Raw genomic sequence first — 12,556 nt, 5'->3', positions numbered from 1 at the left:
CGCGGGGCGGGCGCGGCGCCCGGGCAGGGCGGGGCCATGGGGTCCGGAGGGGCCGCAGGGTCCGGCGGGGCGGCAGGGTCCGGCAGCGGGGCCAAGCGTCGGCTGCTCGAGATCCCGGGCCTCGTGCCGAGCCTCGACGAACAGCCCGCCGCCTGCACCTTCGCCCCGCGCTGCGCCCGCGCGGACGAGCAGTGCACATCGAGCCGCCCGGGCTTCAAGGCCGTCACGGCCGACGCGGGCGCGGACGCCCGGCATCGGGCCGCCTGCTGGCACCCGCACGACGTCGCCCTGCAGCCCATCACCCAGGAGGCCGGACAGTGACCACCGCGACCACCGCAACCGCCGGCGCCATCGAGGGGACCGGGCCGGGGCCCGTGCTCGAACTCGTCGGCCTGGAACGCCACTTCACCGGCTCCGGCGGCACCGTACGCGCAGCCGACGGCGTCACCCTGACCGTCGGCCGCGGCGAGGTCGTGGGCCTCGTCGGCGAGTCGGGCAGCGGCAAGTCCACCGTCGGACGCTGTGCCGTCCGCCTCGACGAGCCCACCGGCGGCACCGTACGCGTCAACGGCACCGACATCACCCGCATGTCGCGGCGTGCCCTGCGCCCGCTACGCAAGGACTTCCACCTCGTGTTCCAGGACCCCTCGTCGTCACTCGACCCGCGCATGACCGTGGGGGCGATCATCGCCGAACCGCTGAGACTGCACGGGCTGGCCAAGGGGGACGCGGCACGCGCGCGCGTGGCGGAACTCCTCGAGCAGGTAGGGCTGCGCCCGGAGCACGCCGACCGGCATCCGCACGAACTGTCCGGCGGGCAGCGGCAGCGCATCTCCATCGCCCGCGCCCTGTCCGTCGACCCGGACCTGCTCGTCGCCGACGAGCCGACCTCGGCGCTCGACGTCTCCGTGCAGGCCTCCGTGCTCAACCTCCTGGCCGACCTGCAGCGCGACCGCGGTTTCGGCTGCCTGTTCATCACGCACGACCTCGCGGCCGTCGAGTTCCTCGCCGACCGGATCGCCGTGATGTACCTCGGCCAGATCGTCGAACAGGCCCCGACAGCCGAGCTGTTCGCCGATCCCAAGCACCCGTACACGCAGGCGCTGCTGTCCGCGGCGCCCGTCCCGGACCCGGCCGAGCAGCGCTCGCGGCAGCGCATCGTGCTGAGCGGCGAACTGCCGAGTCCGCTGGACCCGCCGCCCGGCTGCCGCTTCCACACCCGCTGTCCGCTGGCCACAGGCCGCTGCCGCACCGAGGAGCCGGAGCCGCGCGTCCTGCCGGGCGGCCGCCGCGAGGTGTCGTGCCACCTGGTCACGGACGACGGCACCGCACCGGACGCGGCAGCACCACCGCAGACGGGCACGGCCGGTACGGGCACCGCTTCTCCCGCCGGAACCGGCTCTCCCACCGGAGCCGGTTCTCCTGCCGGAGCCGGTTCTCCCACCGGAACCGGTTCTCCCGCCGGAGCCGGCTCTCCCGTCGGCGACTGACCCCTGCGTACGATCCCGAACACCCGCACACCCCGCACACCGCACAGCACGCTAGGAGCTGCACTCTTGTTCACCACCCGGCCGACGCTCCAGGGCACCTTCGGCATGGTCTCCTCCACCCACTGGCTCGCCTCGCAGTCCGCGATGGCGGTGCTGGAGGGCGGCGGCAACGCCTACGACGCCGCGGTCGCCGCGGGCTTCGTCCTCCACGTCGTCGAGCCGCACCTCAACGGGCCCGCGGGCGAGGTACCGATCATCCTCGCGCCCGCGGGCGGCGAGGTGCGCGTGCTGTGCGGCCAGGGCGTCGCGCCCGCGGGGGCCACCGTCGCGCACTACCGCTCGCTCGGGCTGGGCCTCGTCCCCGGCACCGGGCCGCTCGCCGCGGCCGTGCCCGGCGCCTTCGACGCCTGGATGCTGCTCCTGCGCGACTACGGCACGAAGTCCCTCGCCGACGTCCTCGCGTACGCCATCGGGTACGCCGAGGACGGGCACGCGCCCGTGGAGCGCGTCGGCGAGACCGTGGAGACGGTCCGTGAGCTCTTCGAGACCGAGTGGACCTCGTCGGCGGAGGTGTATCTGCCCGGCGGCCGGCCGCCCGCGCCGGGTGAGCTGTTCCGTAATCCCGCGCTGGCCGTCACCTGGCGCCGGCTGATCGCCGAGGCGACCGAGGAGGGCGGCACGGACCGGGTCGGGCAGATCGAGGCCGCACGGCGGATCTGGAGCCGCGGATTCATCGCCGAGGCGCTGGTACGGCAGGCGCAGCGCCCCACGATGGACACCAGCGGCACCCGCCACACCGGCACGCTCACCCTGGACGACCTGGCCTCCTGGTCCGCGTCGTACGAGGCGCCGGTCACGTACGACTGGCGTGGCTGGACGCTGTGCAAGGCGGGCGGCTGGAGCCAGGGGCCGGTGTTCCTGCAGCAGCTGGCCCTGCTTCCGCCGGAGCTGCCCGAGTACGGTTCCGGCGAGTACGTGCACATGCTCGTCGAGGGCTGCAAGCTCGCGATGGCCGACCGCGAGGCCTGGTACGGGGACGCGGCGGACGTGCCCGTCGACGAGCTGCTGTCCGACGCGTACAACGCGCAGAGGCGCGCGCTCATCGGCGCCAAGGCCTCGCACGAGCTGCGGCCGGGGAGCCCGGGCGGGTGTGTGCCGAAGCTGAGCGCGCACGCGCGCGTGGTGGCCTCCGGAGAGCCCGGATTCGATCCTCTGGGCATCCCGGGGGCGGGCGTGGGCGAGCCCACCGTGGGCGGGAGCGGCCGCGCGTCATCGGCAGGCGCATCGTCCGTGCTGGGCGAACCCGATGTGGCACCGGACGGCGGGACCCGGGGCGACACCTGCCACCTCGACATCGTCGACCGCTGGGGCAACATGATCGCGGCCACGCCCAGCGGCGGCTGGCTGCAGTCCAACCCCGTCGTGCCCGAGCTGGGCTTCCCGCTCGGCACACGGCTCCAGATGGCGTGGCTGGAGGAGGGCCTGCCGAACTCGCTCACGCCCGGGCGGCGGCCCCGCACGACCCTGACCCCGTCCCTCGCCCTGAAGGACGGTGTGCCTGTGATGGCCTTCGGGACGCCCGGTGGCGATCAGCAGGACCAGTGGCAGGTCCACTTCTTCCTGGCGGTCGCGCTGCGCGAGCAGGTGCGCGGCGGGCTCGACCTGCAGGGCGCCATCGACGCCCCGAACTGGCACAACGACAGCTTCCCCGGCTCCTTCTACCCGCGCGGCATGCACCCGGGGTCCGTCACCGTCGAGTCCCGCATGGACCCGGAGGTGATCGAGGAGCTGAGGCGCCGGGGACATGAGGTGACTGTGGGGGCGGCGTGGTCGGAGGGGCGCCTGTGCGCGGTGGCCAGGGACCCGGAAACCGGGGTCCTGTCCGCGGCAGCCAATCCACGAGGGATGCAGGGGTACGCGGTGGGGCGCTAACGGGGGCGCTGAGGGCGAAACGCCGGCCGGGCCTGCCCGGTCGTGGCCTTCTCCTTGACGACGAGGCGGCCCGGCCGGTAGGGGATTTCACCCCGTTCACGGTGATTCCACCCGCCGTACACCGGGCTCGGCGGGCGATGTCAGTGACGCGTGCTCTCATGGGACGCATGATTGATGACTTTCTCGTACACGGACTGACCGACGTCGAGGAGGCGGTCCGCAAGGCAGCCGCCGTCGAGATCGTGCCCCGCTTCCGGCAGCTCGCCGCGCACGAGATCGTCGAGAAGAGCGGGCCGCACGACCTGGTGACGGTGGCCGACCGGCTGGCCGAGGAGTTCCTGACGACAGCGCTCACCGAGCTGCTGCCCGGCTCCGTGGTCGTCGGCGAGGAGGCGGTGCACGCGGACCCGAGGACGTACGAGGCCATACGCGGCGAGGCGCCGGTGTGGATCGTCGACCCGGTCGACGGGACGCGGCAGTTCGTGCACGGGAACCCGGGGTTCTGCACGCTCGTCGCGCTGGCGCTGGGCGGCGAGGTCCTCGCCTCGTGGACGTACGCGCCGGCGCTCGACGAGCTGGCCGTGGCCGTGCGCGGGCAGGGCGCCGTGTTCAACGGCGCGCCGCTGCGGTCCGGTTCACCGGCGGCAGGCCAGGTGCTGCAGGTGGCCACGTCCCACCCGGACTACACCACACCCGAGCAGAAGCAGGCCCTGGTCGGGCTGCGCGTGGACGGCGTGGACCCGCGGCCGTGCGGCTCGGCGGGGCTGGAGTATCTGGCCGTCGCCCGCGGTGAGCTGGACGCCGTGGCCTTCTCGTGGGAAGCCGCCTGGGACCACGCCGCCGGGATTCTGCTGGTCGAGGAGGCGGGGGGTGCGCACCTGACGCGTGCGGGCGAGCCGTTCCGTATCACCGGGGGCAATGCGCTGCCGTTCACGGCCGCGCGGGACGCGGCCACGGCTCGCCGCGTCGCGGGCCTGCTGTCGGACGGAGCCTGAGCTGAGTTGAAGCCGCGCTGCGGTTTTCCCGAAACAGGCCGAACTCCTCACGGAGATAGGTGAGTTCGGCGAGCGAGGCCGCTGTCGCCGGGACGCGGTCCGGACCCTCGAACGAGATTTGGCGCGCCGGCCACCCGTCCTGCGCGGTCTCGAACCAGTACGAGGTCTCGTTCTCCTCGGACCAGGCGCGGAAGCGGTGCGTCACCATCCGGCCGACGCTACCGCGGCCGTCGGGCTGTCAGACCCCCGGCATATCCTGGGGTGCAGTGGCCGTCGGCTGACAAGGGAGTCCGAAGGTGCCGTCGATGCTCGATGCCGTCGTCGTGGGTGCGGGGCCGAACGGACTGACTGCTGCCGTCGAGCTGGCCCGCCGCGGATTCTCCGTCGCCGTCTTCGAGGCGCGGGACACGGTGGGCGGGGGAGCGCGGACCGAGGAGCTCACGCTGCCCGGTTTCCGGCACGACCCCTGTTCCGCAGCCCACCCTCTCGGGGTCAACTCGCCCGCCTTCAGGGCGATGCCCCTGGAGCGGTATGGCCTGGAGTGGCTCCATGCCCCCCTCCCCATGGCGCACCCCTTCCCCGACGGCACGGCCGCGGTGCTGTCGCGCTCCGTCGCCGAGACGGCCGCGTCCTTGGGGCCGCGCGACGCGGGGACGTACCGCAGGCTGGTCGCCCCCTTCACCCGCAGATGGGACACACTCGCCCGCGACTTCATGTCGCTGCCGCTGACCGCGCTCCCGCGCGACCCCGTCACCCTCGCCCGCTTCGGCCTCGTGGGCCTGCCTCCGTCGACGTGGCTGATGCGCCGGTTCCGCGACGAGCGGGCCAAAGCGCTGTTCTCCGGCCTCGTCGCCCATGTCATTGCGCCGCTCGACGGCCTGGCCACCGGCGCCGTCGGCCTCGTCTTCGCGCTGGCCGCGCACGCGCGCGGCTGGCCGGTCGCGCGCGGCGGCTCCCAGTCGATCTCCGACGCCCTCACCGCGTACCTGAAGGACCTCGGCGGCCTGGTGCACACGGACTACGAGGTCAAGCGGCTGGACGATCTCCCGCCCGCCCGCGCCTACGTCTTCGACACCTCGCCCGCCGCGCTGGCCCGGATCGCGGGGCTGGGCCGCGCCTACGACCGGTATCGGTACGGCGCCGGCGTGTTCAAGATCGACTACGCGCTCGACGGACCGGTGCCGTGGACCGCCGAGGAGCCACGCCGTGCGGGGACCGTGCAGGTCGGGGCGAGCAGCCAGGAGATCGACGCGGCCCTGCGCGCGGCCTCGCGGGAGGGCCGGGCGCCCGACTCGCCGTTCCTGATCACCGTCCAGCCGAGCGTCGCCGACCCGTCGCGCGCGCCCGACGGCAAGCACGTCTTCTGGGCATACGGCCATGTGCCGAACGGCTGGGACGGCGATCTGACCGACGCCGTCGAGCGTCAGCTGGAGCGGTTCGCTCCCGGCTTCCGCGACCGCGTCCTGGCGCGCGCCACGGCCGGACCGCCCGAGCTGGCCGCGCGCAACCCGAACTACATCGGCGGCGACATCGCCTGCGGCGCCGCCTCCGGCCTGCAACTCCTGCTCCGCCCCAAGCTGTCCCTCTTCCCGTACAGCACCCCGCACCCGGCGATCTTCATCTGCTCGGCGGCGACACCGCCCGGACCCGGGGTCCACGGGATGTCGGGCCACAACGCGGCGAAGGCGGTGTGGCGGCGGCTGCGGAGATTCGGCCCCTCCGGCGTTTGAGGAGCGGGGGTCCGGGGGCAGCGCCCCCGCCGCGGCCACGCAGACTTTCCGGGATCGGCACCGCCATAAGACCCACGAGGGCCTGCCGAGCCCGCGCCCGGCTCCGTACGATGGTGATATGACCGCGATCACCCTGGTCCAGGGGGACATCACGGAGCAGACGGCCGACGCCATCGTCAACGCCGCGAACTCCTCATTGCTCGGCGGCGGGGGCGTCGACGGAGCGATCCACCGGCGGGGCGGGCCCGCCATCCTCGAGGAGTGCCGCAAGCTGCGGGCCTCCGTCTACGGCGGAGGGCTGCCCACCGGCCGGGCGGTCGCCACCACGGCGGGGAAGCTGAACGCCGCCCACGTGATCCACACGGTGGGTCCCGTCTGGACCCCGGGCGAGGACCGTTCCGCGCTGCTGGCCTCCTGCTACCGACAGTCGCTGCGTATCGCCGCCGAGCTGGGCGCACGGACGGTCGCCTTTCCGGCGATCTCCACGGGAATCTACGGCTGGCCGATCGCCGACGGCGCGCGCATCGCCGTACGCACGGTGCGGGAGGCCGCCGCGCCGCCCGTCGAGGAGGTGCGGTTCGTCCTCTTCGACCAGGAGGCGTACGACGCGTTCGAGGCGGCGCTGGCGGAACCGGCGAAACCGGCGAAACCGGCGAGACACTGACGCGCGGGCACACTGACCCGCGGGCGCGCGGCGCGCGGCGCACGGGCGCGCGACACGGTCAGGCGTGGCGTGCCCGCAGGCAGCGCAAGGCGATGCCGGATTCTGTCGCGCCCGCAGCCAGCGCAAGGGCGACGCCGAATTCCGCAGGCAGCGCAAGGTTGATGTCGGATTCCCGCCAGCCCGCACCCGTCGCCGTGCACCATCCTTGAGCCATGCACACCGACACCGAGCGCTGTCTGCGCGCCGTGCAGGCCAAGGACGCCCGCTTCGACGGATGGTTCTTCACCGCCGTACTGACCACGGGGATCTACTGCCGCCCCAGCTGCCCGGTCGTGCCGCCCAAGCCGCAGAACATGACGTTCTACCCGTCCGCTGCCGCCTGCCAGCAGGCCGGCTTCCGCGCCTGCAAGCGCTGCCGCCCCGACACCAGCCCCGGCTCACCGGAGTGGAACCAGCGCGCCGACCTCGTGGCCCGCGCCATGCGGCTCATCGGCGACGGCGTCGTCGACCGCGAAGGCGTCCCCGGACTCGCCGCCCGCCTCGGCTACAGCACCCGGCAGATCGAGCGCCAGCTGCTCGCGGAGCTGGGCGCCGGGCCGCTCGCGCTCGCCCGGGCCCAGCGCGCCCAGACCGCCCGCCTGCTCGTCGAGACGACCGCGGTCCCCATGGCGGAGATCGCCTTCGCCGCCGGTTTCGCCTCGATCCGCACCTTCAACGACACCGTACGGGAGGTCTACGCACTCTCCCCGAGCGAGCTTCGCACCCGCGCCCTGACGGCGAAGAGCAACCAGAAGACCAACGGCCAGAAGACCAACGGAACGGCCACCCCGGGCGCGCTCACCCTGCGCCTGCCGTTCCGTGCCCCGCTCAACCCGGACAACCTCTTCGGCCACCTCGCTGCGACCGCCGTACCCGGCGTGGAGGAGTGGCTCGACGGCGCATACCGGCGCACGCTCCGCCTCCCCTACGGGCACGGAATCGCCGCGCTCACCCCGGCCCCCGACCACATCGGCTGCCGCCTCACCCTCACCGACCTGCGCGATCTGCCGGTCGCCATCAGCCGCTGCCGCCGAATGCTCGACCTGGACGCGGACCCGGTCGCCATCGACGACCTGCTCCGCACGGACCCGCTGCTCACGCCGCTCGTCGACAAGGCGCCGGGCCGCCGCGTGCCGCGGACCGTCGACGAGGCCGAGTTCGCGGTGCGCGCGGTGCTCGGCCAGCAGGTCTCCACGGCCGCCGCGCGTACCCATGCGGCCAGGCTGGTCATCGCCCACGGCGAGCCCGTCGACGACCCGGAGGGCGGCCTCACCCACCTCTTCCCTTCCCCCGAAGCGCTGGCCGGACTCGACCCCGAGTCCCTCGCCCTGCCGCGCAGCCGCCGCACCACCTTCACCACACTCGTCCGGCAACTCGCCGACGGGACACTGCGGTTGGGAGCCGAGAGCGACTGGGACGAGGCCCGGGTACGGCTTGCCGCGCTGCCCGGGTTCGGCCCCTGGACCGTCGAGGCCATCGCCATGCGTGCTCTCGGCGACCCGGACGCCTTCCTCGCCACCGACCTCGGCATGCGGCGTGCCGCCCAGGAGCTGGGCCTGCCGTCCACTCCGGCCGCGCTCACCGCCCGCGCCGCGGCCTGGCGCCCATGGCGCGCCTATGCGGTCCAGTACCTGTGGGCCACCGACGACCACCCGATCAACTTCATGCCCGTATAGACGACTTACGCAGAAGGACGTACGAAGACATGTCACCGACATCCCGCCAGCACCGTCAGCACACCGTCCTGGACAGCCCCTACGGCCCGCTCACCCTCGTCCTCACCGACGGTGTCCTGTCCGGCCTCTACATGACCGCCCAGCGCCACCGCCCACCCGAGGAGGACTTCGGCGACCGAGACGACACCGCCTCCGCCTTCGCCGAGATCGCCAGCCAGCTGAAGGCGTACTTCGCAGGCCAGTTGAAGGAGTTCACGCTGCCCCTCGACCTCCACGGAACGCCCTTCCAGCGCGCCGTCTGGGAACAGCTGAGGAAGATCCCGTACGGCGAGACCCGCAGCTACGGCGAACTCGCCGACGCACTCGGCAACCCCAAGGCCTCCCGCGCGGTCGGCCTTGCCAACGGCCGCAACCCGGTCGGCATCATCGTGCCCTGCCACCGCGTGGTGGGCGCGGACGGGAGCCTCACGGGCTACGGCGGCGGCCTGGAGCGCAAGCAGCAGCTGCTGGACTTCGAGAGGGGGGCCGGGCTCTTCTGAGCTGGGCCAGGTGCTCATCTGCAGTCAGCAGGCCGAGGGTTCTCGGTCTCCGCGGTCAGTGGGCCAGGCCCCGCAGCAGCTCCGGCAGCGCCGTCCCGATCGGCTCCCGTACGACCTCGTCGGCCTGGTCGTCGTACGGCGTCGGCTCGGCGTTGACGATGATCAGCCGTGCGCCGTGGTCGGCCGCGAGGCCTGCGAGCGCCGCGGCGGGCTGCACCTGCAGACTCGTCCCAACCGCGATGAACACCTGGCAGGCTTTGGTGATCGTGACCGCCTGGCCGAGGACCTCCGGATCGAGCCGCTCGCCGAACATGACCGTCGCGGACTTCAGGATTCCGCCGCAGTCCAGGCACGACGGGTCCTCCTCACCTGCGGCGACCCGCGCGAGCGCGTCCTCCATCGAGGAGCGGGCGCCGCAACCGGTGCACATCACGGACCGTGCCGTCCCGTGCAGTTCGAGGACCTTGCGGTCCGGCAGCCCGGCGAGCTGGTGCAGCCCGTCCACGTTCTGCGTGATGACGCGCACCGGCACTCCGGCACGCTCGAGGTCGACCACCGCCCGGTGCGCGGCGTTCGGCTGGGCCTGCAGGGTCCGGTTCTTACGCCGCATCTGCCAGGAGCGGCGGCGGATCTCCGGATCCGCCATGTAGTACTCGTACGTGACGAGCTTCTCGGCCTCCGGATCGCGCCGCCACAGCCCGTTCGGCCCGCGGTAGTCCGGGATCCCGGAGTCACAAGGCATTGGTAGATGTAACACGACAGGCACACGTCTCGCCCAAGAGGCTGAGGGCCGATGGCACTCACTTCCTTCGACGTCGAGGCACGGTACTGGACCGGCCCCTGCACCACTTGCGGCATCCCCTTACCAGAGCCAGAACCTAACGCCGCCGCCCATGTGGGACAGGCCGTACTGGAATCCGCCCAGTCGGCCGTTGACCTCAATCAGCCGTGGGCCGTCGGTGGTCAGTTTGACCTCGGTGTGGGAGATTCCGACGGCGCGAGCGACCTCCGGTACGGACAACGGGCCGGCCAGGTGCTCCTCGACGTAGGCCTGTGCGGCAGCCACGAAGGGGTGGCGGCGCCCGGCTCCATCGCCCCTCGGCAACTCGGAGATGCGCCACAGTGCGGTCCAGACCTCGGCCGTGGCTCGCGGGGAGAAGTCGGCATGGCCGTCACGGCCTGTTCGGAGCAGATCCGCCAGGCGTGTGCTCTCGGCCGCGGCGTCCTGCATGACCGGCACCACCCGCGCGGTTCCGCCGTCGTGCAGCCGAAGATGGACGCCCACCGTGATCCCGGCAGCCCCCTTTCCGAAGTCACAGTTGCGGAACACCAGCTCGCCCCTCCGGCCGGCCACAGGGGCGACGGAGTCACCCGACTTCTTCGCGCGGTCCACGATCCCCGTGTCGCTCTGGTCGTCGAAGTCCGCTGCGTCCAGGTCGCCCACCCGTCCTCGGCGACCGAGAGGTAGCGGCCGTCAGGGGCGCGCAGGGTCAGCACGCCCTCGCCCCAGTCGACCAGGGCGAGCTCGGTGCCAGCGGTGTCCGTGGTGAGCGGCGGCAGGTCCGTACGGCCGGCGAGCAGGGCCGGGTGAGGGCGCCCTCGGCGCCGCGCACCTCGTCGGCGGCGTCCGCCTCGGGGACGTGCAGGAAGGCTCCGGCCGAGGTCTTCAGCAGGACGCGGTCCACGCCCTCCGCAAACTCCACCCGCTCCGCGCCGAACCGCTCGTACAGGCCAGGCCCTCCAGCGGGGTCGAGCGGTGGATGAGGGTGCCGCTGTACCAGTCGAGCTGCACTCATCGGCGAGCAGGCCGACCACGGCGAGCCGGGTGTCGGGCGCGGGCGGCAGCAGGCCCCCGCTGTTCTTCAGCAGGACCACCGCCTGCTCCGCCGCCTCCTGGGCGAGGGCGCGGTGGCCCGAAGGGTGTCGAAGTCCTTGGTGAGCGTGTGCGGGTCGCACTGCGGGTGGAACTCGCCGAGGCGGAAGCGGACCGAGAGCTGGCGGCGGACCGCCGGGTCGATGTCCGACTCGGTCAACAGGCCCTGTTCCAGGGCTCCTCGGACCCGTGCGGTGATCTCCGAGCTATCGGTGCCGTGGTCGGTGAAGCTGTCGACGCCGGCCAGCAGCGCGGCGACCGTGGCCTCCTCGTGCGTGTTGAAGCAGTGCTCGGAGTCGACCAGGTTGGACGGCACGCCCGCGTCCGAGCAGACGAGGAGGTCCTCGTCGGTCCAGGTGCGCACGTGCTCGCGCAGATACGGGGAGACGTGTCGGGGCGGCCGTTGACCAGGTTGTACGCCGGCATCACCCCGGCCGTCGCGCCCGCCTCGACCGTCTCGCGGATGGCGCGCAGGTCGTACTCGTGCAGGACGCGCGGGCGGACCGAGGAGGACGTGACGTCGCGGCCCGTCTCGTTGTTGTGGGCCAGCCAGTGCTTGAGGACGGGCGCGGTGCGCCAGTACGTCGGGTGGTCGCCGCGCAGGCCGCGGGAGTACGCGGTGGCGATGGCCGAGGTGAGCTTCGGGTCCTCCGAGTAGCCCTCCTCGTTGCGGCCCACAGGGGGTGGCGCAGGAGGTTGACGGTGGGGGCCCAGACGTTCAGTCCCACGCGGTCGTCGCGGGCGCGCATCGCGCGGGTCTCCTTGGAGACGGCCTCGCCGACGCGTCGTACGAGATCGGTGTTCCAGGTCGCGCCGAGGCCGACCGCCTGGGGGAAGCCGGTGGCCGGGCCCATCCAGGCGACGCCGTGGAGGGCCTCCTGGCCGGTGCGGAAGGCCGCGATGCCCAGGCGCTCGACGGCGGGCGTGAACTGGTGCAGGCATCCCATCTCTTCGTCGAGGGTGAGCCGCGACAGAAGGTCGTCGATGCGCTTCGCGAACGGCAGCTGCGGATCGCGGAAAGGCTGCGTGTGCGCGGACAGGTGGGATTCCCTGATAGGGGGCGGCAAGTGCTTTCGAAGCGCTTCGATGCCCGTCAGACACCAGGGGACTGGCAAGACATCAACATCGTTGCATCAAGCAGGGCATACGGAGGGTCCCTCCAGCACCTCGGATGAATCTTGGAACCGACCCTTGTGCGCCTATGGGTGTTCACTTAACCTCGCAGCAACATCGAAGCGCTTCGACTGCGAATCGCGTCGCAGTGATGGGATGTCAGCTTCCAGCTCAGCCAGTTCCAGTCACGACACCGCAGCCGACGGCCCACCGCCGGGTGTCCAGGTGCGCCATGAAGGGTTGATGCAATGACGCCGAACGCCGCCTCCACCTCCGGACCCAGCCGGAGAAGCTTCCTCGCCTCCACGGCGGTCGCCGCGGCGGCCGTGGCCGGTGGGATGCCGCTGCTGACCGCCTGTGGCGGTTCAAACAGCGGTTCGCGTGAGGGCGCCACGTCGGGCAAGGCCGCGGACAAGCTGCTCCCGACGTTCGTCGCCAGCACGGTCGCCAAGCCGGACATTCCGTCGAAGAACGGTTCCACGGCCGGCTACACCAGCAAGATCGA

The 12,556-nt window shown here is 72.5% G+C and carries 10 protein-coding genes and 2 pseudogenes; 9 read left to right on the top strand and 3 right to left on the bottom strand.

The features are described from left to right. The 8 genes from STSP_RS03140 to STSP_RS03100 all read left to right on the top strand — a co-directional run. A partial coding sequence (locus STSP_RS03140; protein WP_456300501.1) for an ABC transporter ATP-binding protein occupies positions 1–321 on the top strand: 321 nt, incomplete at its 5' end. Continuing rightward, complete coding sequence (locus STSP_RS03135; protein WP_232789506.1) at positions 318–1,490, top strand: ABC transporter ATP-binding protein; 1,173 nt, start codon at positions 318–320, stop codon at positions 1,488–1,490. The genes STSP_RS03140 and STSP_RS03135, both read left to right, overlap by 4 nt. Before the next feature lie 66 nt (positions 1,491–1,556). Beyond that, complete coding sequence (locus STSP_RS03130) at positions 1,557–3,422, top strand: gamma-glutamyltransferase family protein (RefSeq protein ID WP_067271663.1); 1,866 nt, start codon at positions 1,557–1,559, stop codon at positions 3,420–3,422. A 167-nt stretch (positions 3,423–3,589) separates the two neighbouring features. After that, the gene (locus STSP_RS03125) at positions 3,590–4,417 is read left to right on the top strand and encodes an inositol monophosphatase family protein (RefSeq protein ID WP_067271669.1); all 828 of its coding nucleotides are present in this window, start codon (positions 3,590–3,592) and stop codon (positions 4,415–4,417) included. Between the two features lie 305 nt (positions 4,418–4,722). Next, complete coding sequence (locus tag STSP_RS03115; protein ID WP_067271657.1) at positions 4,723–6,147, top strand: phytoene desaturase family protein; 1,425 nt, start codon at positions 4,723–4,725, stop codon at positions 6,145–6,147. Between the two features lie 118 nt (positions 6,148–6,265). Further along, positions 6,266–6,811, top strand: a complete 546-nt coding sequence (locus STSP_RS03110) for an O-acetyl-ADP-ribose deacetylase (RefSeq protein WP_067271654.1) — start codon at positions 6,266–6,268, stop codon at positions 6,809–6,811. Between the two features lie 212 nt (positions 6,812–7,023). Further along, positions 7,024–8,526 (top strand): AlkA N-terminal domain-containing protein, encoded by a 1,503-nt coding sequence (locus tag STSP_RS03105; RefSeq protein WP_067271651.1) that lies wholly within the window; start codon positions 7,024–7,026, stop codon positions 8,524–8,526. A gap of 29 nt (positions 8,527–8,555) precedes the next feature. Continuing rightward, positions 8,556–9,065: a methylated-DNA--[protein]-cysteine S-methyltransferase gene (locus STSP_RS03100; protein WP_067271646.1), complete on the top strand. Its 510-nt coding sequence runs from the start codon at positions 8,556–8,558 to the stop codon at positions 9,063–9,065. A gap of 55 nt (positions 9,066–9,120) precedes the next feature. Here the strand turns inward: STSP_RS03100 and STSP_RS03095 are convergent, their stop codons facing one another. The 3 genes and pseudogenes from STSP_RS03095 to STSP_RS03085 all read right to left on the bottom strand — a co-directional run. Then, entirely contained in the window at positions 9,121–9,807 is a 687-nt protein-coding gene (locus tag STSP_RS03095) for an SIR2 family NAD-dependent protein deacylase (RefSeq protein ID WP_067271643.1), read from the bottom strand. A 120-nt stretch (positions 9,808–9,927) separates the two neighbouring features. Then, positions 9,928–10,509, bottom strand: coding sequence for a hypothetical protein (locus STSP_RS39945; protein ID WP_232789507.1), 582 nt, complete (start codon positions 10,507–10,509; stop codon positions 9,928–9,930). Then, positions 10,506–11,978 (bottom strand): annotated as a pseudogene (locus STSP_RS03085) (glycoside hydrolase family 3 protein); the annotation flags it as partial. The gene STSP_RS39945 and the pseudogene STSP_RS03085, both read right to left, overlap by 4 nt. A gap of 321 nt (positions 11,979–12,299) precedes the next feature. On the opposite strand from STSP_RS03085, the pseudogene STSP_RS03080 reads away from it, so the two are divergent. Beyond that, positions 12,300–12,556, top strand: a pseudogene (locus STSP_RS03080) (Tat pathway signal sequence domain protein); the annotation flags it as partial.

This window comes from Streptomyces jeddahensis (assembly GCF_001642995.1).
Taxonomy (GTDB): Bacteria; Actinomycetota; Actinomycetes; order Streptomycetales; family Streptomycetaceae; genus Streptomyces; species Streptomyces jeddahensis.
The sequence above is the reverse complement of the archived record's forward strand: the minus strand, read 5'-3'. Positions and strand labels throughout refer to the sequence as shown.